This window comes from Methanosarcina sp. UBA289, assembly GCA_002496565.1.
Lineage (GTDB): Archaea > Halobacteriota > Methanosarcinia > Methanosarcinales > Methanosarcinaceae > Methanosarcina.
The window spans coordinates 55749-75624 of the sequence record DAKJ01000019.1 but is presented as its reverse complement, the minus strand read 5'-3'; the positions used below and the strand labels follow the sequence as shown (position 1 = coordinate 75624).

Sequence of the window (19876 nt, the reverse complement as noted above, 5' to 3'; positions counted from 1 at the left end):
CGATTAACCCAAAACCCTTTCATTTTTAAACAAGGATAATTGAACAAAATGGAGGGACCGAATTGGAGAAATAATATTTACCTTGCCGTATCTTGCTGTAACTCTCTTTGCTTTTTTGTAGTCGCACCCGGTACTGCAGCAGCCGAGGAGAATATATACACAAATGTGAGTTTGAATAATGCTAAGAAAATGGTTGAAGAAGGTAATATCTTCATTCTTGATGTCCATACCCCGGACGAATTCATGCAGCTCATATAAAGAGGCATATATAAAGTGGCATTATTGATACCGTAGCAAGCCTTAAGAATCCACCCGGAGAACCTGTTTTACCTCCTGAAAATTTACTGGCAAATCGAACGGGTGAGTTAACAAGTTACTGTAATGCAAAGATACTTGTCTATTGCAAGACCGAAAGTCGAAGCACTAATGCGAGCAAGATTCTGGTAAATCTCGGCTACACTAATTCCATAACATGCAGGGCTAGTCAAAGTCTAGATATGCAGGATATTCTGTTGTAAGCAGTTTTGTGAATGAGCTTGAGTGTGCAGATAATTTGACCAAAACCGCTCTCAAAGCAAAAGTCAACAATATACTCTGTTCTTGAAAAAAGAAACAACTTAACAGCTATCAAAATTAGGCAAATTTACTTATATCGTTGATCAAGGAAGCTGAAGGCAAGCTGGATTCTTAGGAAGCCGATTACCTGATCCATGAATCCACAATCCATCTTAAATACCTGATCTGATTCAGCGCTTACGAGTTGCCTATCATACAGACAATTTTATTTTATATTCTCAGAATAACAAAGCCTGATTGCTATTTGGCGTATTATTTAATATCTTTTTACAATTGATACGGCTATTAATACAAATATCAGGCTAGCCAGTTTAAATCCTGGAAGGCTTTCTTCTATAGCGTACGATTTTTCTTCTACCTGTATAGGAAGGCTAAGCGTATAATCTTCTGCGTTTTCAGTATCTTCTCTAAAATAATAAACCACACTTCCTTCTTAAGTAAGAGGCTTCTCTGGATTAAGAGTACTTTTCTTAATTATTAAAACATAGAAATAGGAAAAATGTATGTATTTTTTCCTGAGGCTACGTTTAAATTCTTTTTAATCTTATTTACTTCCTCTTAATAGCATAAACTCCTAACAGGCATATACCTGCAACCAATATTCCAAATCCGAGAGCACTACCTGAGCCCCCTTCTTCGGTTTCTTCTTCTCTGTTATTTTTGGTTTCTACATCTACGCTCTCATTTGAGCTGGGAGTCTTTTCGGGATTTGCTGAAACTTCCTCGACTACAAAGGGATGACTGAGTGAAATCGGGTTGTAATTGTCCTTATCATCTCCAGACCAATAGAGACCACTGAAGTGTACTGTAAAAGTACCTATTTTTTCTCCCTTAAGACCAATAGAGATTGTCTGGGTGCTTCCGGGGGGCACGGAAAATGTTCCGTAAGCCGTATCTGATGCACCTGTCTGAGCAAAATCCTTTCCATATACATGGATTCCAGAGGGTACGTTGATCCTTGCATCTACGTTTAGAGTCACATCATTAAGGGATGGATTATCAATATAAAGTTCAACAAGACCATCTTCATTTTTGGTTATAACATCATTAACCGGCCTAAGTATCACGGTCGGGTCCGCTCTGGCCTTCTGTTCAGCCGCAGAACCTTCTGCTGTGGTTTCAGTTAGGTTTGTAGTAGATGTTTCATTCATTGATAGGGAGTTATTGACGTATTGATTAACGGATTTATTGACAGATTGATTAACCGCTTTATTGACAGATTCGTTAGCCTTTAAAATCTTTGATGCCGTGTCACTTACTACTGGGTTATATGATGCATTTACAGCACTTGAAAATACAGCCCCAAAAATAAAGATCGACATCAGTAGTATGGGCAAACATTTTTTCAATTTTTATACCTCCTTCTAGGGGTATTGAATTAAATATACAATAGTTTTTTGAAAAATGTTTTTCAAAATTTTCAACGTTTGTTTCTACAAAGAATAGTTTATTTCGATCAACGTTTTCAGCGTGTATTGAGTATTTTGGTTTAATTTACTTTCGGGTTACTTCTATAAACTGAAATGATCAGGATCATGATGTATTATAATTCGCGGAAATATAATCCTCGCGAATTATAAGCATTTACATATAACCAAATACAAAATGAGTAAATTTAATAAATACGAATCTGGAAGAGAAAGATTCTTAAAAAGGTATTGAATATCTTTATAGCTGAATCGATTAAAATTAATAGATATCTTGGGTTTCTCTCCTTAAAACTTGAGTTATGACCCGGGAAGGCTTCATTAGTTTCTTGATAATATTGCGTGATATCTGTATTCATAATACATCGACTTTACATATTCCATTTTGAAGCCATTGTCTATGGCTATTTGTTCAATAAAGTAAGGGCTGTAAGCATCCCCTATTATATCTCTAGGACGGTTTTTCAGAATAGCTGATGTCTGCCGCAAGAGCCCAAAACCAGTTTTAGGTAAAGTCTTCCAAAGTTTAAAATTCTGTGAGAACCATCCCATTTTCCATAAAGAATACAATCTGGGATCAATTATATCAAAAAAGACTATTTTTCCGTCTTCATTGAGATATTCGGATGCATGACGTATAAAAGCATCTATCTGCTGAGGCGTCAGATACTGTACTACTGCTGTTGCAGTGATCCGATCAAATGGTAAACTCAACTTTTCCCAGATTGTTTCGTCATCGGCAAGGATTAAATCTACATTTTTATAGTTCTGCTGCCACATTTTCTTTTCAGCTTCAAAAAGCATTGAAGAAGAAAAGTCAGCCCCTACTATCCTTTCATAATTTGGCACATAATATATCAGAAGCTCCCCGGCACCGCATCCGAAATCTAGAAGAGATCTGCCTCCTCTTAAATGAAACAGTTTTTCCCTAGCTTCTTTAAAAAGGAACTCTTCTGTAGAATACCTGTGGCCTCCTTTCTTTTTATCCGAGAAATATTCTTGCCAAGAAAACTTCGGTTTATTAAATGCTGTTTCCATATTGAATGTCCCCCCGTTTCTCGGTCTTTTTAATTTCATTGATATACTTGTACATAGAGAAAATGAGCGATGATTGCATCTCTATGAAGTTTACATGAAAAAATCTGTTTGTTATTACAAATATCACATTATTTTATTTAGATATTGAAACGTTTGTCCTGAAAATAAGTCCCGATCTATTATCGGGAGTTTCTCTACTGATGCTTGATTTTTCGATATACTGATTCTTACGATGAACTAATTTTTCAATGAATACTATGTTGTCTGTATTAGCGGGTTAAAGTCTTTTATATTCCATCATGGTTCTCAACTAATTTCTTCCCTCCGCACAGTACCGCTGCAGCCCTGACTACGCTGTCCGGAGTAAAAAAGACCGGCATTCCGCTGGCTGTAAAAACCGAAGCACTTTCCCTGCTAAATTTTTCCTTCTGGGGAACAGATGAGAATTGGTTTTTCACAGTTACTGACAAAGGCTTTGATTTTTTCCGCAACCCCTCTAGAAAGAAGAGGCGGACCCCAGAGCAGGCTCACTATTGCAAGATCGTATTCTTCCCCAAAAGCCTCCTGTAGAGCATTAACGTAGTGTTCATCCTTTACACTGCCTGTCAGGTCTACAGGATTTCTTATAGAAGCAAAACAGGAAATTTCTTTCTCAGTTTGCTTACAGACTCTCTGGAGAGGTCCGGAACTCTGAGTCCAGCCTCCTCACATGCATCAGCGATGGAAATCCCGATTCCTCCTCCGTCAGTTATAATAAGAACTCTTTTACCTTTCACCAGCGGATAACTGTTCAGGACTTTGCAGGCATCTTTTAATTCTTCATAATTTGCAACTTCTATTATACCTGCTTTCCTGAAAGCAGCTTCATAAGCTTCATACCTGCCGCTAACAGCTCCTGTATGAGAACTTGCTGCTCTTGCGCCCGGCTCTCTTTTTCCGACTTTGAGGGCTACTACAGGCTTCTTTTTCACACATCTGGAAGCAGCAGCAATGAACCTGCGTCCATTTCCTACAGACTCAATGTAGAGAGCAACTGCTTTTGTTGCTTCGTCTCCTGCCAGAAATTCAAGGCAGTCGCTCTCATCCACACCTACTCTATTTCCGTAGCTTACTACCCTTGCAACCCCTGAACCCTCGTTTGTCATTTCATCCATAATCATAACGGCAAAGGATCCGCTCTGGGTAAGCACTGAAACCCTTCCTCTTGCAGGCCTTTCAACCTTATCGCTGCTTATAAAAAAAGTATCCACTTTTGAGGCCGTGTTGTAAATCCCAAGGCAATTCGGCCCCATAGCCCGGATTCCTTTCATCTCTAAAACTTCTTTCAGGAGAATCTCCATTTTCTTTCCTTCAGGTCCAATTTCCCGAAAACCGGAGCTGATAATTATTGATCCTTTTATATTTTCCACAGGGCCATTGAGGATTTCAAGAACAGTAGAAGCTGAAACTGCAAAAACCGCAATATCGATTTTATCCACTATTTCACTTGGAGCAGAATAACATTTAAGCCCTCTGATTTCCTTGTAGCTCGGATTTACGGGATATATTTTTCCCTGAAATCCCGCTTTCAGGAGGCTTTCTAGGATTGTATAGGAAAGCTTTTCGGGATCTGGTGAGGCTCCTATCAGGGCTATGCTTTCAGGCTTGATGAAAAAGTCAGTACTTCCCTCAGTGATCATTTATGCCCGTCCGAATAATCTGCAGATCACATTCAGATTATAGCTTCGAACTTAAGTATTTACACATAATAAACTCTACACATAATAAACTTCGGTTTCATAAATCCCAAAACAAGAAAAATCTGAAAAATGCCGGCAGATAAGAAAAAATTGACTACAAAACTTTAACCCTACAATCATGGAAAAACCTATAAGTATGGAAGTCCCCTTGCATTTGCTTTTTCTTCTATATTTTCCATTTTGGTTTTTTCTTTCCCTTATACGATTCAGCGGTCACAGTACATGCAAATAGCCTTTTGACACTCTTCATTCTGGAATTTCCATTTCAACCCCCAGCGTTTAATTGCCTGTATTATTTTCACGAAATCTACTCCGCTCTCGGTCAGATAATACTCGGACTTTGGAGGATTTGTTGAATTATCAACCCTTTTTCCAATTAGGCCTTCCGTTTCCAGTTCTGTAAGCCTCTCTGAGAGGATTTTCGGGGTTATGTAGCCAAGTTTCCTTTTTAGCTCATTAAAGCGTTTTTCCTTTTTTTCCCCCTTATGCAGCTCCAGAAGGATATGGATTGTCCATCTTTTCCCGATGATATTCATGGTCTTGTAGACTGTGCAGTCTTTCATAGTATAAACATAGAAACTGTCTGATATATAAATTAGTATCTCTAATATACTGGTATCAAAAGCATACTATTATAAAATGTATTTTATAATACAAATTTGTATTAATTCCCAGTAAAAGTTTCCTGTATCTGGCAAAACAAAAAGAAAGCAGCTCTGACTGAAAAACTGGGTCTGAAGTGACGTCCATCGCTCTGCCAAAGCGAAATTCATGTCTTTATCTGGAATTATCCCGCTTGAGCGAACGAAGTGAGCGGAACGGATCCGTCCCCCCGAGACGGGAATCGTGCAGGAGGGACTTGGGAGATGAAACCTGAGCTTTTTTCAGCCCTCTTGAGCGAAGCGAAAAGGGCTCCGTGCTCCCGAAGCGGAATTCGGGCGACGGAACTCGGACGATTTTATCAGGACTGCCAGGACTGCCAGAATCCAAATCTCTAAAAAATACTGAAAGTTTGGAGCGAATGATAAACATGAAAGACAACTTACCGGAAAAAGGTGCAATCGTTCAGAGAGACCGTGAAACCTATGCAATCGCCCCCCACCTCGCCGGAGGAATTGTGGATCCGACAACTCTCAGGAAAATCGCTGATGTTGCAGAAAAGTATGGGGCTGCTGCTCTCAAGATGACTTCTGCCCAGAGGATTGCAATCGTAGGCCTGAAAGAAGAAGACCTTGACAATGTGTGGGCTGAACTTGATATGAAACCCGGTGCAGCTATAGGGCTTTGCGTAAGGAGTGTGAAGTTCTGTCCTGGGACGACTTTCTGTAAGCAGGGAAAACAGGATGCAGTAAGCCTTGGTCTTAAACTGGATGAAAAATACCACGGAATGCCGATGCCTTCAAAACTAAAAATGGCTGTTTCCGGCTGTCCAAATTCCTGCTCTGAACCTGCCATCAAAGATATAGGGGTAATGGGCACTGCCAAAGGATATACTCTGATGGTGGGAGGCTCTGCGGCTGCTACTCCAAGACTTGCTAAGGTTGTTGCAAAAGAACTGTCTGAAGAAGAAATTCTTGAGGCAATCGAGAGGATCGTTAATTTCTATAAAAATTCTGGCACGAAAAAGAGGCTTGGAAGGTTTATTGAAGATATGGGTATTGAGAGTTTCAAATCCGAGATAGGCCTGTAAAACTAGGAAAGTTTGCATGTGATATCTACATGTTTAAATTAGCTTATACAATGTTGAATTCCTTCTGATATGCTCCCATTAATCATGTTTCTCTTGTAAACTCTTAACCCGAGATAAATACGGGTTTTAGGGATCAAATTCTAACGCTCTTCGATAGTAATAGAGAAATTTATACCGACCAGACGTATATGGGATGGATATCAGAATGGAATTTCGTAAATACATAAAACGTAATCAAAAACGGTCAAAAACATTAACACAAGATTGGTTCTAATAATAATCATAAGATGTATTTCAAAAATATTTAATATAAGGTCGGTTGGTATACTGTTAAGGCATAATACTAAGAAGTAAAAAACTATGGTCAAAAGGGGAGAATTATATGAAAGTTACTGAGATGAAATCCTCACCTGAAAAGCCGAACCCTCATAATGTGAGCATCAGGATGCTCTACAATACCGAACACGCACAGGCGGTACATATAGAGCTTAAGCCAGGGGAGGCCCTAAAGAAGCACATCACTCCCACAGATGTCTTTTTCTACATTCTTGAGGGAAAAGGTATTGTTGAGATTGGCGACGAACAGCAGGAAGTCAGCCAGGATATGCTGATCGAGAGTCCTGCAAAGATTCCTCATCGTCTTCTGAATCCGGGAGACAGAATTTTCAGGGTGTTGGTCGTAAAGGCCCCAAGACAAACCGAGGCTACAGGCATGCTTGAGTAAAGCAAGTATAAGAGCGGTTATTAAAACGGTTCAAAAAGAGGGTCATTAATGGAAGAAACAAAACCTACAAAAATTGCGGTCGTGCGCTGCGATATAGTCTCAGAGGCCTGTCCGGGTGTAGGCTGCTTTAAGGCTTTTAACGAAAGAAAGTCCTATTTTGAGGGTTACGACGAAAATACTCAGATAATCGCCTTTTTCACGTGCGGAGGCTGTTCTGGCAGGAGAGTATACCGTCTGGTAAACATTCTCAAAAAGTATAGATTGGATGCCGCACATCTTAGTTCCTGTATGCTTATGGAAGACACTTATCCTAAATGCCCTAACCTGGAATATATAAAAAAGACGATTCGGGATGCAGGAATAAAGGTTGTGGAAGGCACTCATCACTGAGTACAGATCTTAATAATAATACTTATAGGCAAGAAAGACATCAAAAGCCGACAGATAAAAATGCGAATGAGGGAAATATGTCTACAGAAGAAAACAAAGCAATAGTTCGACGATTTTTTGAAGAAGGCCCTTCTAAAGGAAATCTGAGTGCCGCCGACGAACTGCTGTCACCTGATTTTACAATACATGTTCCTCTTCCTTCTTCTCCAGGAGTCGAAGGAATTAATGAAGTAATTACTGCATGCAGGGCCGCTTTCGAGCACCTTAATGTTACAGTTGAGGATATGATTGCCGAGGGTAATACCGTGGCTGCTCGTTTCACAGCTCGCGGAATACACAAAGGCAGTTTCATGGATTTACCAGCTACAGGCAAGCCGATAACCATGACTGGTATAGAGATTTTCCGCATTAAGGATGGTAAAATTATTGAGTTGTGGGGTGAAGCTAACCTTCTTGGCCTGATGCAACAGCTAGGGATCATCCCTGCTGTGAGATAAGGTTAAACTCAATCAAGCGCACCATATTCTCTTTAATTTATTCTTCATGTAAAAGCCCTTGGTGAAAAGACAATTTAAGCTTTAAAAAACAGGGTAATAAAATGAGCCATGATACAAATTGGGATCGGAATTTCGAAGAGGATGAATATTACAAAGGTGTAGACCTTGAACTTCGGGATATTTCCCTTCCAAACACAGACAATATCCTTTACTCGATTTTAAATTCTTTGAACTACAATATTGCAAGCTTTTATGCTTATACGAAGTTCAAAGATTATATCTCTGAAAAGACCTTAGACATGGAACTGCTCCAGAGAAGCATGAGCATCCACAGGGATTTTTCAGCCCTGTTCCTGCACACCAAAGAAGAACTGGTATTCATTTATCCCGATCTTCTGGAAAAAGCTGAAAAGCTGCTATTTAAAGGAGAAACAGGTACAGATTTTATAATTTATACACGCAAAATGTGCAAATTAATAAACGACTATAAGAAAATGCTGTACATGGAAGGATATTTGCAGGATATTTGAATTAAACTATTGCTGAGCGATACTTGATTCCAAGATTTCACCGTAAGACATAAACTACTTTTAACTGAGAACATTTGACGGGGGTTGGTTTTATGGTAAAACGAATGATTGTAAAAATTGACGAAAAGAAATGTACAGGCTGTGGAAAGTGTGTCGCACCCTGTGCCGAAGGTGCTATAAAAATCATTAACGGAAAGGCAAAAGTAGTATCTGAAGAACTCTGCGACGGCATGGGTTTTTGTGTTGGCATCTGTCCTGAAGGTGCACTTTCAGTCGAAGAAAGATACACTGTCGAATTTAACCGTGAAAAAGCAGAAGCCCAGCCCAAGCAAAAAGATATTTCTATTAAGTGCTTCTCCTGTGGGGCCAACGAAGCCACCAGCTATCTCATTCCTCTCAGGCATAACATGCAAAGCCTTTGGGTTTGTACACGCTGCCTTCCTAAACTGATTCATGGTTAAACGAGTTAAATATAGGTCTTGTGCCCCTAAATTAGCCCTCTTGAGCGTTAGCAAAGCGGAGAGAAGTGGGCTCCATCCTCCTAGATGGAACTTAAGTTGCAGAGCAACAAATCTGCCGACTCGGGCACTTATGCTGGTTTTGTATAAGTCTCTCCCATGGTGTTCAGCCAAATCTTGAGTTCTGCATACCTTTCAGAATCTATTTGAGTTTCCATATCTTCAAAAGATTTAAGCAAATCTTTCTGGACAGCCTGCGAGAGATAGGTGTCAACCATCGGGAAAAGCCTATTCTCCTCTTTGTCAATATGCAGATTTAGAAGCCGAATATACGCTCTTAAGTATTCAACCATACTAGAGAGTTCCATATTTTCTTCTTTCTCAAAAACTATTTTTCCAATTTTACTGACAGATTGTCTTTCCTCTTCATGTTCATTTCTAAGGGAAGTTATCAGCTCTTCTGCCCCTGAAACTCCTGCTTTTTCCATTTCCGGGAAAAGGTAAGCCTCTTCTTTTGTATAGTGATGTTCTTCAATAAATTCTTTTATGAATTCTATGAGTCCTTCAAGATTATCCTGTTTAACACTTCTCCCAGATTCTATATCCACGCATACTCTGTCGAGGATTGGCAACACCGATTTAATTACTCTGTGCTCCTCTCTTAAGTCATCTGTCGGTTTCATTCGTCCCCCATTACCTTTTGAAAATGACGTCACTATTATTTTATCCCACAAGCAGGGGAAGCCCTACTCCAGTAATAAAATGTTAGCAATTTACTTTGAAAGTGATTTAAATTCCACCATGTAACAATAGGTTCTCTAAGATATAAAAGTGGGTAAATAGTTCACATCCATGATCAGTTCTCCAGATTTATAACTTATTTTTCTAGATAACGCTTTTAAAATATAGGGAAATTTTTAGATAATGTTTTTAAAATATAGGAAATTTTTTAGATAATGTTTTTAAGATACAGGGAATTGAATTCCATATGCAAAAGAAAAGGCTTCTTCAGGATATAGGGCTGACTGCTTATGAAGCAGCTGCATATATTTCTCTCTTAAAATTAGGGGTCTCCGAGGCAAATCACATCGGCAGAGACGCTGACGTGCCCTATGGGAGGATATATACCGTTCTTGAATCGCTGGCAGGAAAAGGTTTTGTAGAAGTCCAGGTTTCAAGGCCTAAAAAGTTCAGGGCGGTTGATCCTGAAATGGCCTTAGATTCCTTTTTTGAAACGCGAAAATCCGAATTTGAAAAAGAAATAACGGTCTTAAAGGGTTTTGTTGAAGAGGCAAAGCAGGTTTTAAAAACCTTACCGACTCAGAAACGAAAAGACGAGGTCTTCTGGACAACTGCCGTACCCGAGTCTGAAATCAGAAAGTTTGCCATCTCTACCTATGGAGAGATAAAAAAGTCAATATACATAATTCCTCCTGCCTTTGGAATGCCCATCGTTTCTAGCCTGCTGCCTGAAATCTTAAAAGCTATTGACCGGGGGGTTAAAATCCGGCTGCTAATATCCCCTCGCTTTATATCTCTTGCTTCTATGCTTTCAATGCAGGGAGAGGAGAATCTCAACAAATTCAAAAGAGGTATAGAAATAAGGCTTGTCCAGAACTTTAATTCCTGTTTTGGTATCGTTGACGACAGTATTGTGATGTTGTTTCAGCTCCATCCCCAGGACAGTGACCGCATCCTTTCGGTTGTGAAAATCTGGGATGCGGGGCTTGCAATAAATTTGGGTAAGGAATTCGAGCTTCTCTGGAATGGAGGAGAAAAGCTTGATCTTGAAAAAGTTACTGAAAGGTAATGTTTCCGGCTTCTTAGGAATAGATAAATAACATATATACAATACAATATTAATATTAATAACTAAACCAGTTGAATTATAACCAGTTGAATTGCATGGGGTTAACAAACATGGAAGAACGTCGGGAAGGATGTGAAGGGCATCAAGAAGAACATGGAGATCTTGAACACGAAGAGTTACTGGAAAGTATGAGTGATAAACTGGGGTTTACCCCACATATTCTTGAAATTCTTGGGGAACTTGACAGTGAGTCACTTAAAAAGTATAACAGGTGCAATAAAAGGTTATTGTCTGATGGGGCCTTGCCTGCAAAGACAAAAATCCTGGTAGCACTTGCAGTCGTTGCATCCAAGCAGTGCGAAAGATGTACGGTTGTGCAGATGCAAAGTGCACTTAAGAATGGGGCTACCAAAGAAGAAATTATGGAACTTATGGATGTTATATTCATAACTTCAGGGGCACCTGCTGTAGCAGCTTGTAGGGATGCGTTAAAACTGCTAAAGTAAAATCCTTTAATTTTACAAAGAGTTATACTCTCACTCTTGTAAATACATTTTTAAGTGCCGATAAACCTGAGTCTAACAGTTAAGTGTTAATGATACAGAAAAGCTGTAGAATTCTCTAACAATACCTTTAAATTCCTTATATTAAACTTTTTTAAAGTAGGCTAGTTTAAGACACTTCTTGAAGAGTCTATTCTTAATTCCTGGTTTTCAGTCCGGTATTCAAGAATTTTCCCTCCTGATTATTACAGAGTTGTCCGGGCAATAAGCAGTCGAATGCGAACTTTTGCGCCCTTCATGCAGGATTGTCAGGTATCTCCAGCTATTACGGTTGCGCAGAGTTCCGTAGTGTTTATCAGATCAGTTGTTTGGACTGCTTCATTTTGATTTCCAGCACCTCACCAATCTCCCCGAAACATCCCGTAATTTCTGCGGCTTTTTACACGCGTCCGTTCTCTCCCGGCACAATCTGTAGTAGGGACAGCCCGAAAAACCATCAGGCAGCTCTCCAATCTCCTCCGGCACCACAACCTCAAGCGACATATACCGTGCTGCATCCAGAAGAGCACGCGTATAAGGATGCAGTGGCCGGTCAAATACATCCGTCCCTTCCTCAACGATCTCACCTGCATACATCACCAGTACCCGATCAGAAACAGCCTTCGCTGCCTCCAGATCGTGTGTAATAAACACCAGGCTGAGATCGCGTTTTATCTGAATCTCTTTGAGCATCATCACAATAAATGCCTGCACCGACACATCAAGCATCGAGGTCGCTTCATCACAGACCAGCAACTCAGGCTTCAGAGCAAGCGCCCTGGCAATTACAACCCGCTGCAGTTCCCCTCCTGACAGCTCATGCGGATATCGGGTCTTGTGCTCCACAGAAAGCCCTACCTCTGCAAACAGGGCATCTACATTTGCCGAAATTTCCTCTTTGGAAAAAACTCCACAAATCACAAATGGCTCGGCAACCGATCGTTCAACCGTCCATCTAGGATCAACTACATCAGCTGGATTCTGGGGAATCAGCTGGATTTTTCCCATAAACTTCCGACGATTCTTCCAGCTCATCCCAGTCAGTTTCATCCCGTTGAAAAACACTTCCCCAGAAACCGGCACAAGTTGCTGGACAAGCATCTTTGCAAGCGTTGACTTACCACACCCCGACTCCCCGACAATAGCCACCGTCTCGCCCGGACAAAACTCGATATCAACGCCGCAGACAGCTGTCTTTTTGACTATTTTAATCAATCCTGAGGTGTAAACATAATGCAGATTATCTGCCTTAAGCATACATCCAGCACCTCACAAATCTTCCATTTATCTCCACGACCGGCGGATTCGTCAGGCACCTGTCCGTTTTATGCGGACATCGAGGATGAAACCTGCAACCTTCCGGCACTTCAATCATCGAAGGTGACGGGCCTGGAATCGGGTGCATGCCGCGCTCCGGCACCGCACCTAAAAGTGCCTGTGAATACGGATGCAAAGGTTCTTTGAAAAATGGCTCCTTCTCTGCAATCTCTATAATCTGCCCGCAATAGTTCACTGCGATTCTGTCTGACATCGCTCGGGCAAAACCTACATCATGAGTAATTAAAAGGAAAGCGCAGCCGTCCGAGGCAACTTTCTGAAAAATTGCTGCAATATTGCGCTTCTTAAGCACATCAACGCCTTTTGTCGGTTCATCAGCGATAATCAGTTCAGGATCTGCAGCCGTTCCCATTGCAACCATTGCCCTTTGTAACATTCCGCCACTGTACTGAAACGGGTATTCCCTTTCCCGCACTTCAGGAGGTATGATATCAAAATACTTCAGAGCCCGGCATGTCCTGGACTTTGCATCTTCTTTACTTATTCCAAGATGTGCCTGCATTGGCTCTGCAACTTGAGTGCCAACCCTTATTCCGGGGTTCATTGCAAGATATGGGTTCTGAGCAATTGATGCAACCGTTTTACCGCGGACTTTCTGCATTTCCTTCTCGGAAAGAGCTGAAATTTCCATACCTTCAAGTTCCACTTTTCCGGAAAACATCGCATTCGGGGGAAGAAGCCGCATTATTGCCTGGCCAAGAATTGACTTACCGCTACCTGACTCCCCAATCAATGAAAAAACCTCGCGTTTGTTAATCGAAAACGTCGCATCATCAACCGCGTGAACAGTTCCCTGCTCAGTCGGGATTGTTACAGAAACGTCGGATACTTTCAGCAATACATCAGACATGTCAGAACCTCCCTTCAAGCTCAATATTTTTCATCTTCTGGTCAAGTGCATCTCGCAACCCGTCGCCGAAGTAGTTGAATGCAAGAACAGTTATCATTATAAAAAGACCCGGGAAAAGCATCAGCCAGGGAGCAGTTGTGAAATATGTACGGCCTGCATTCAGCATTGCACCCCATTCCGGTGTTGACGGCTGCACTCCAAGTCCAAGGAAACTTAAACCAGCTGCTGCCAGAATCACATTCCCTATTCCAAGCGATGCCATGATCAAAACAGGAGAGATAATGTTAGGAAGAACATGCTTTACCATTACGTAAGCGTTTGAAGCACCAATCCACCTGGATGCCCGAACATAGCCTTTTGTCTTGACGTCAAGTGTTGAACCTCGTGCAACTCTTGCAAATACCGTCCACTCGACAGCAACTAAAGCAAGCATCATGTTTTCCATCCCCTGTCCAAGAAACGCGGTAATTGCAAGTGCCAGAAACATCGACGGAAAAGCAAGGAAACTGTCCGTTAGCCGCATGATAATCTCATCCAGCCACCCTCCGTAATACCCCGCCAGAACGCCAAGTGTCACTCCTATTGCAAGCGAAATGCTGACAACTACAAACCCGACTAAAAGTGATGCCCTTGAACCGTACATCACCATTGTCAGGATATCACGGCCAAGGTTATCAGTCCCGAATAGGTGGTGGGAAGACGGAGGCTGCAGACGGTTCTGCAGGTTTTTTTCCGTGTAGTCATAGGGGGCTAGAAAACCGGCAAATATGGCCATGAAGATAAGCCCGCCAAGAATTATCAGGGAAAGAGCAATCTGTCGGTTTTTAAGAAGTTTTATCATAGCGTATCTCCGGATTAGCCCAAACGTAGACCAGGTCTACAAAGAAGTTGATCAGAAGGAAAATGACGGCAACAAAGAGTACCGAGCCCTGTACCATCATATAATCGTGGGAAAGAATTGAGTCCACCACAAGATTTCCAATACCCGACCATCCGAAAATTGTCTCAACAACAACCGAGCCGTTTAAGAGAAAACCAATTGACAGACCGATCACCGTGATAACCGGAACAAGTGCGTTTTTCAATGCGTGCCTGATAATGACGATTTTTTCAGAAAGTCCTTTTCCACGGGCGGTCTGGATGTACTCCTTTCCCATGACGTCCAGCATGCTTGAACGGATCATCCGCATCATTACAGCTGCTGCCCCTGTCCCGAGAACAGCCGCAGGCAGAATCATGTATCTGATGTCTGTCCCGTGGCCGAATCCGGATGCTGGGAGCCAGTGAACGATTACCGAGAAGAAAATTATCATCAGATAGGCCTGCCAGAAGTTCGGCATGGATACCCCGAGAAGAGCGCCAAAGCGACAGGCGTCGTCAACAATGGTGTTATGTTTCAGAGCTGAAACTACGCCGAAAGGGATAGCAATAACAAGAGCAATTGCAAGGGCGAGAACGGAAAGTTTCAGCGTATTCTTGAATGCATTCAGAACAGTTTCAAATACCGACTGTTCGCTCATGTACGAGTAGCCAAAGTCTCCGACAGCCGCGTTTTTGAGCCAGTTAAAATACTGGATGTAAAACGGCTGGTCAAGACCGTGGGCTATGCGGAAAGCTTCAACAGCTGCTTCATCATATCCACCCGAGGGACTCGTCATCATAATCTCTGCCGGATCGCCCGGTGCGATATAGATGAGTGAAAAACTCATAAATGAGATAAATATGAGGACCGGGATGAGATACAGAACCCGACGGATGAAATACTCATTTAGCATTGCAGTACCCTCGACAAGCTCAACGCTTCCTTGTAGAAACGAGGTATGGAGCTACATATCCGACCATGTTCCAGCAAAAATGCGTTATATCTGTCATCTGCAATTTTGTCTTCCATTTTTTATTCCTCAATGTTTTATTCCGGTGGCAAGATACGGGACAGATAAATAGTCATAACCTTCCGGATCGCATCTCTTCATATACTCTGCATACTCGGGAAGAGATTTACAGGAGACTTCGGAAAACCCGTTATTTTCCATGATGGCTGTAACCATTTCAGGTGAGTTACTGTCATAAAGCGGAAGATATTCAATTAACTCATCATGATTTCTTTCTTCAGGGTTGTAATTTCTGTTTGGGACGTAGCCTGGCTGGAACCATTGACCATCGATTGCAAGAATTCTGCCCCCTGGTACCAGGACTCTCAGGCATTCACTGAAGAACTTGTCATGGTCCGTTAGGGTCCAGAGAAGGTGCATGTTTACGATAATATCAAACATACTATCTTCAGAAGGCAGGTTTTCTCCGTCACCTTCAACAAACCTGATTGACAAATTGCGGTCCTTTGCTCCTTCTTTTGCACGTGCAAGCATCTCTTCCGAGATGTCAAGAGCAGTGACATTGTGTCCCATTTCGGCAAAAACAAATGCCTGGATGCCAGGCCCTGTTCCAATATCGAGGACATTGAGTTTCTTACCGGCTGGCAGCTTCTCTGAAAAGAGGTTTTGCATCAGGAGAATCTCTTCATCAAGGTGGTCGCGATACATTTTCCGATAATTAGGACTAATCTTGTTCCAGTGTTCTGTAATTTTGTCTTTCATTTTTTAATCCCTCAGGCAAGTTCCATTTCCTTTGTAATGAATGTGTATTCGTTTGGATAAATTTCAAAACCTTTGAGGTTGGGGGAAAGTCCGTCAATTTCTTTCTTGTATGCGATACAGACCAGTACCGCATCATTCTGGACCTGTTCCTGAATCATGTCGTAGAGTTTTGTACGTTTTTCTTTGTCTGTTTCAGCCCTTGCTTCAAGAATCCACTCATCAACCTGAGGATTAGAATAGCGAAGCCATGTGGATGCATAGGTTCCGGTTGAAAGGAAGTGGCTTGATACGAAATAGTCAGGGTCTCCTACAGGTGCAACACCCCATGAATAGAGTGCAAGGCCATAATTTCCTGCTACCGCATCGGCACTAATTGAGTTTGCTTCGGCAATTTTTATTGTAGTAGTGATGCCAATTTTTTCAAACTGGGCGGCAATTACTTCTGCCATTGGCTGGTGTGCTGCTTGTTTTGTATAAGTCTGGATTTCAATTGTGAATGGCTCACCGTTGTAATAGAGTCTACTATCACTTCCTTGCTTGATTCCCGCTTCAGCAAAGAGTTCAAGAGCTTTTTCAGAGTTATATTCATAAGCTTCAATTTTGTCGTTCGCACTCCAGGGCATGATGTCTGGGAATATTCCAACTGCTGGAGAGCCGGCAACACCTTCAAGGGCTGTGTCAACGATTTCCTGGCGATCAATTGCATAATTAAGTGCCTGGCGAACCCTTACATCGTCGAACGGTGCTTTTCCTTCGTTAATGTACATGAAGTAGGTTCTAAGCGTTTCTTTGGATACGATATTAGTGCCAGGGTCAGCTTCAAAGGTTGCGTACTCGCTTTGCAGGACATCTCTTGTAATGTCAACGTCGCCTGATTTGAGCAGAAGAGTTCTTGCAGCGGCATCTTTGCTGTACTGGATAATTATTCTGTCAATTTTTGGCGCTTCACCCCAGTAATCAGGATTCTTTACCAGTTCTATACTGGCACCCGGTTCAAATGAGACAAACTTGTATGCTCCCGTTCCAACCGGTTCGGTGTCGAGGTTTTCTGTGTCAGGACTTACAATTGACATGATGGTGTCTGTGAACATGAGAATAGTTGGTGCATATGATTCATTTGTTTCCACGACGATTGTGTAGTCATCGGTTTTGTAGACGTTTTTGATAAAAGAGTATTCTGATGATCTGCTGTTTGAGGGGTCAAGAACTCGGTTGATGGAATAAATCACGGCATCTGCGTCCATTATAGTTCCGTCATGGAATGTTACATCCCTGCGGAGCTGAATTTCCCATTCGGTATCGTTTAACTGTTTATAACCTGTTGCAAGTTCAGGCTGGAGATTCATGTTTTCGTCATAAGAGAAGAGAGTCTCATATATTCCGGTCCTTCGCATAGGCCAGCCTTCCCATGAAATGGAAGGATCAAGGCTTCCTCCTGTATCAGGGCCAGTTGTGAGAGCTACACGAAGAACTTTTTCTTCAGAATCCTCTGTCTGAACACAACCCGAACAGATGACGACTGCAATAAAAAAAACTGCAGTACAGGCAAATGATAACTTCGTCCTTAACGCCATGTCAATACCTCTTCCGGTCGAAAAATTGTAATTATCCGGCTGGGTAATACAAGCATATCGTAACTGTCCAGCCCGGATAAAACAACATCAACATTCATTGTTCACTTCACTGATCTTTTCCGGGATGAAAAACCCTTGAAAATATCCGTTTTCAGACACCATCTGATTTCAGATATTGTTCACGGCATGTTGTCGTAAAAAGGGGAGATGGTTTAGGACTTCGCCACGTAAGCTTTATCCTTTACTGATCTCCCTCTCGGAAGCACACCTTTCCACAAATAAGATCAAAATTGCTGTCTGCAAACGGCAGTTTTCCTCATTTCCTCCTGCAAGTTTATGCAAATCCGATGTCCTTGGTGATAATTGTATACTCGTTTGGATACATCTCAAAGCCTTTCACATTTGATGACAGTGCATAAATTTCGTTGGCATAGAAAACGGGCAGTACTACTGCATCTTTCTGAATCTGTATCTGGATTTTATCATACAGCTCAGCACGTTTCTCTCCGTCAGTTTCGGTTCTTGCTTCAAGAGTCCACTCATCTACCTGAGGATTGGAATAGCGGAGCCATTTGGACGCGTAGTTGCCTGTTGAAAGGTAATGGCTTGAGAGGAAGTAGTCCGGGTCCCCTGTAGGTGCAGTGCTCCACGCGGCAAGTGAGAGATCATAAGTTCCTGCAACAGCATTTTCCGTAAGTGCAGCACTGTCCAGAATTGTCACAGTTGAGGTAATGCCAATTTTTTCTAGCTGTGAGGCGATGATTTCTGCACTCGGCTGAAGAGCTGCACGTTTTGTATAGGTCTGGATGTCAATCGTGAATGGTTTTCCGTTGTAGTACAGCTTACCATCCGCGCCTTTTTTTATTCCTGCTTCTTCAAAGAGTTTCAGAGCCTTTTCAGGGTTATAACCGTAGGATTCGATCTGATCGTTTGCGTTCCATGGCATGGTATTTGTGAATACTCCCTTTGCCGGGATACCGGAAACTCCTTCGAGTGCTGTATCAACGATTTCCTGGCGGTTGATCACATAAAAGAGAGCCTGGCGAACTCTGGTGTCATTGAATGGGGCTTTGCCGCCATTTATATACAGGAAATATGTACGCAGCGTTTCTTTGGAAGTGACGTTTATATCAGGGTTACTTTTAAGTGCTGAATACTCGCTCTGGAGAGGATCTCTGGCAATATCGACATCTCCTGATTTTATCAGCATTGTTCTTGCCGTACTGTCTTTGTTGTACTGAATGAGTATACGGTCAACTTTGGCCTCGCCATCCCAGTAATTAGGGCTCTTTTCGACTTCAAGGCTTGCACCTGGTTCGAAGGAAACAAACTTGAAAGGACCGGTTCCATCAGGCTGTTTGTCTGCATCAACAATGTTGGGACTGACTACAGACATGACAGGATCTACAAGAGATGAAATTAATGGGGCATAGACATCATTAGTTTCAATGGTAATAGTGTACTCACCAGTCTTTCGTACATCTTTGATGAAAGAGTACTCTGATGACCTGCTATTTGACGGATCAAGCACTCTGTTCAGCGAAAAGAGAACTGCATCTGCATTCATTTTTGTTCCGTCGTGGAAAGTTACATCCTTACGGAGCTGGATTTCCCACTCAGTACCGTTTAGCTGTTTGTAGCCAGATGCGAGTTTGGGCATAAGGTTCATGTGTGCATCGTAGTAGAACAATGTTTCATAGATGCCTGCCTGATGGACATACCACCCTGTCCAGCCGTTGGCAGGATCAAGACTGCCCCCAGTATCAGGACCTTCATTAAAAACTACGCGGAGGACTTTTTCTTTAGACGCCTCCTCAGTATCAACACATCCTGCACAGAGCAGTGCTACAATTAGAATTACAGCAACAGTAGGGATGGAAATTTTTGTTTTTTGTACATTAAATTTCATTATTATCACCAACACATAAATATTTAGTTTGTTAACATTGTTTTTAACTAAAGTATGCGGAGTATATTTAAAATGTGTGATTTTATTTTATATCTGTATATTTAAAGTATGTGATTTTATTCCATATCTGTCCGATAAGTGTGATTAAATACAAATTTTATTTGAATCAAAAAATTATTCAGTAAGCCGT

The 19876-nt window shown here is 41.7% G+C and carries 23 protein-coding genes; 9 read left to right on the top strand and 14 right to left on the bottom strand.

The window, feature by feature from the left end; genetic code table 11:
- The first annotated feature begins 48 nt into the window (after nt 1–48).
- Nucleotides 49–258, top strand: coding sequence for a hypothetical protein (locus BP549_RS12025; protein ID WP_292374997.1), 210 nt, complete (start codon nt 49–51; stop codon nt 256–258).
- Between the two features lie 866 nt (nt 259–1124).
- Here the strand turns inward: BP549_RS12025 and BP549_RS12020 are convergent.
- The 6 genes from BP549_RS12020 to BP549_RS11995 all read right to left on the bottom strand — a co-directional run bounded on the left by BP549_RS12020 (nt 1125) and on the right by BP549_RS11995 (nt 5770).
- Nucleotides 1125–1913: a hypothetical protein gene (locus tag BP549_RS12020; RefSeq protein ID WP_292380919.1), complete on the bottom strand. Its 789-nt coding sequence runs from the start codon at nt 1911–1913 to the stop codon at nt 1125–1127.
- 411 nt (nt 1914–2324) lie between these two features.
- Nucleotides 2325–3041: a class I SAM-dependent methyltransferase gene (locus tag BP549_RS12015; protein WP_292380918.1), complete on the bottom strand. Its 717-nt coding sequence runs from the start codon at nt 3039–3041 to the stop codon at nt 2325–2327.
- A gap of 287 nt (nt 3042–3328) precedes the next feature.
- Nucleotides 3329–3499: a hypothetical protein gene (locus BP549_RS12010; RefSeq protein ID WP_292374986.1), complete on the bottom strand. Its 171-nt coding sequence runs from the start codon at nt 3497–3499 to the stop codon at nt 3329–3331.
- Between the two features lie 165 nt (nt 3500–3664).
- Nucleotides 3665–4720, bottom strand: coding sequence for a CoA-binding protein (locus BP549_RS12005; protein ID WP_292380917.1), 1056 nt, complete (start codon nt 4718–4720; stop codon nt 3665–3667).
- A gap of 266 nt (nt 4721–4986) precedes the next feature.
- A complete protein-coding gene (locus BP549_RS12000; protein WP_292380915.1) occupies nt 4987–5343 on the bottom strand; it encodes a winged helix-turn-helix transcriptional regulator in 357 nt (118 codons plus the stop codon).
- Nucleotides 5344–5557: 214 nt separating this feature from the next.
- Nucleotides 5558–5770 (bottom strand): hypothetical protein, encoded by a 213-nt coding sequence (locus tag BP549_RS11995; RefSeq protein WP_292380914.1) that lies wholly within the window; start codon nt 5768–5770, stop codon nt 5558–5560.
- A 40-nt stretch (nt 5771–5810) separates the two neighbouring features.
- Here BP549_RS11995 and BP549_RS11990 point away from each other — a divergent pair, with 40 nt between their 5' ends.
- From BP549_RS11990 to BP549_RS11965, 6 genes are all read left to right on the top strand, one after another.
- Nucleotides 5811–6470: an NAD(P)/FAD-dependent oxidoreductase gene (locus BP549_RS11990; protein WP_292380912.1), complete on the top strand. Its 660-nt coding sequence runs from the start codon at nt 5811–5813 to the stop codon at nt 6468–6470.
- 382 nt (nt 6471–6852) lie between these two features.
- Nucleotides 6853–7194 (top strand): cupin domain-containing protein, encoded by a 342-nt coding sequence (locus BP549_RS11985; RefSeq protein WP_292380910.1) that lies wholly within the window; start codon nt 6853–6855, stop codon nt 7192–7194.
- 48 nt (nt 7195–7242) lie between these two features.
- Nucleotides 7243–7584 carry a CGGC domain-containing protein gene (locus BP549_RS11980; RefSeq protein ID WP_292380909.1) on the top strand — a complete coding sequence of 114 codons (342 nt, stop codon included), beginning with the start codon at nt 7243–7245 and terminating at the stop codon, nt 7582–7584.
- Nucleotides 7585–7661: 77 nt separating this feature from the next.
- The gene (locus tag BP549_RS11975; protein WP_292374970.1) at nt 7662–8081 is read left to right on the top strand and encodes an ester cyclase; all 420 of its coding nucleotides are present in this window, start codon (nt 7662–7664) and stop codon (nt 8079–8081) included.
- 101 nt (nt 8082–8182) lie between these two features.
- A complete protein-coding gene (locus BP549_RS11970; RefSeq protein ID WP_292380906.1) occupies nt 8183–8611 on the top strand; it encodes a hypothetical protein in 429 nt (142 codons plus the stop codon).
- A gap of 92 nt (nt 8612–8703) precedes the next feature.
- Complete coding sequence (locus tag BP549_RS11965; RefSeq protein ID WP_292380904.1) at nt 8704–9072, top strand: ATP-binding protein; 369 nt, start codon at nt 8704–8706, stop codon at nt 9070–9072.
- 128 nt (nt 9073–9200) lie between these two features.
- Here the strand turns inward: BP549_RS11965 and BP549_RS11960 are convergent, their stop codons facing one another.
- Complete coding sequence (locus tag BP549_RS11960) at nt 9201–9752, bottom strand: hemerythrin domain-containing protein (protein WP_292380902.1); 552 nt, start codon at nt 9750–9752, stop codon at nt 9201–9203.
- A 305-nt stretch (nt 9753–10057) separates the two neighbouring features.
- On the opposite strand from BP549_RS11960, the gene BP549_RS11955 reads away from it, so the two are divergent.
- Together BP549_RS11955 and BP549_RS11950 are read left to right on the top strand one after the other, a co-directional pair.
- Nucleotides 10058–10879, top strand: a complete 822-nt coding sequence (locus tag BP549_RS11955) for a TrmB family transcriptional regulator (RefSeq protein ID WP_292380900.1) — start codon at nt 10058–10060, stop codon at nt 10877–10879.
- Nucleotides 10880–10989: 110 nt separating this feature from the next.
- Nucleotides 10990–11385 (top strand): carboxymuconolactone decarboxylase family protein, encoded by a 396-nt coding sequence (locus BP549_RS11950; protein WP_292375467.1) that lies wholly within the window; start codon nt 10990–10992, stop codon nt 11383–11385.
- Between the two features lie 375 nt (nt 11386–11760).
- Here BP549_RS11950 and BP549_RS11945 read toward each other — a convergent pair whose 3' ends face one another.
- The 7 genes from BP549_RS11945 to BP549_RS11915 all read right to left on the bottom strand — a co-directional run bounded on the left by BP549_RS11945 (nt 11761) and on the right by BP549_RS11915 (nt 19686).
- Entirely contained in the window at nt 11761–12678 is a 918-nt protein-coding gene (locus BP549_RS11945; RefSeq protein WP_292380899.1) for an ABC transporter ATP-binding protein, read from the bottom strand.
- Nucleotides 12671–13609: an ABC transporter ATP-binding protein gene (locus BP549_RS11940; RefSeq protein WP_292380897.1), complete on the bottom strand. Its 939-nt coding sequence runs from the start codon at nt 13607–13609 to the stop codon at nt 12671–12673. Before BP549_RS11940 ends, BP549_RS11945 begins: the two co-directional genes overlap by 8 nt.
- A 1-nt stretch (nt 13610) precedes the next feature.
- Nucleotides 13611–14450: a nickel transporter permease gene (gene nikC / locus BP549_RS11935; RefSeq protein WP_292374951.1), complete on the bottom strand. Its 840-nt coding sequence runs from the start codon at nt 14448–14450 to the stop codon at nt 13611–13613.
- Nucleotides 14434–15384 (bottom strand): nickel ABC transporter permease, encoded by a 951-nt coding sequence (gene nikB / locus BP549_RS11930; RefSeq protein ID WP_292380895.1) that lies wholly within the window; start codon nt 15382–15384, stop codon nt 14434–14436. The genes nikC and nikB overlap by 17 nt, the downstream gene beginning before the upstream one ends.
- A gap of 126 nt (nt 15385–15510) precedes the next feature.
- Complete coding sequence (locus BP549_RS11925) at nt 15511–16203, bottom strand: class I SAM-dependent methyltransferase (protein ID WP_292380893.1); 693 nt, start codon at nt 16201–16203, stop codon at nt 15511–15513.
- 11 nt (nt 16204–16214) lie between these two features.
- Nucleotides 16215–17777, bottom strand: coding sequence for an ABC transporter substrate-binding protein (locus tag BP549_RS11920; RefSeq protein ID WP_292380892.1), 1563 nt, complete (start codon nt 17775–17777; stop codon nt 16215–16217).
- Nucleotides 17778–18111: 334 nt separating this feature from the next.
- Nucleotides 18112–19686, bottom strand: coding sequence for an ABC transporter substrate-binding protein (locus BP549_RS11915; RefSeq protein WP_292380890.1), 1575 nt, complete (start codon nt 19684–19686; stop codon nt 18112–18114).
- Nucleotides 19687–19876 lie beyond the last annotated feature (190 nt).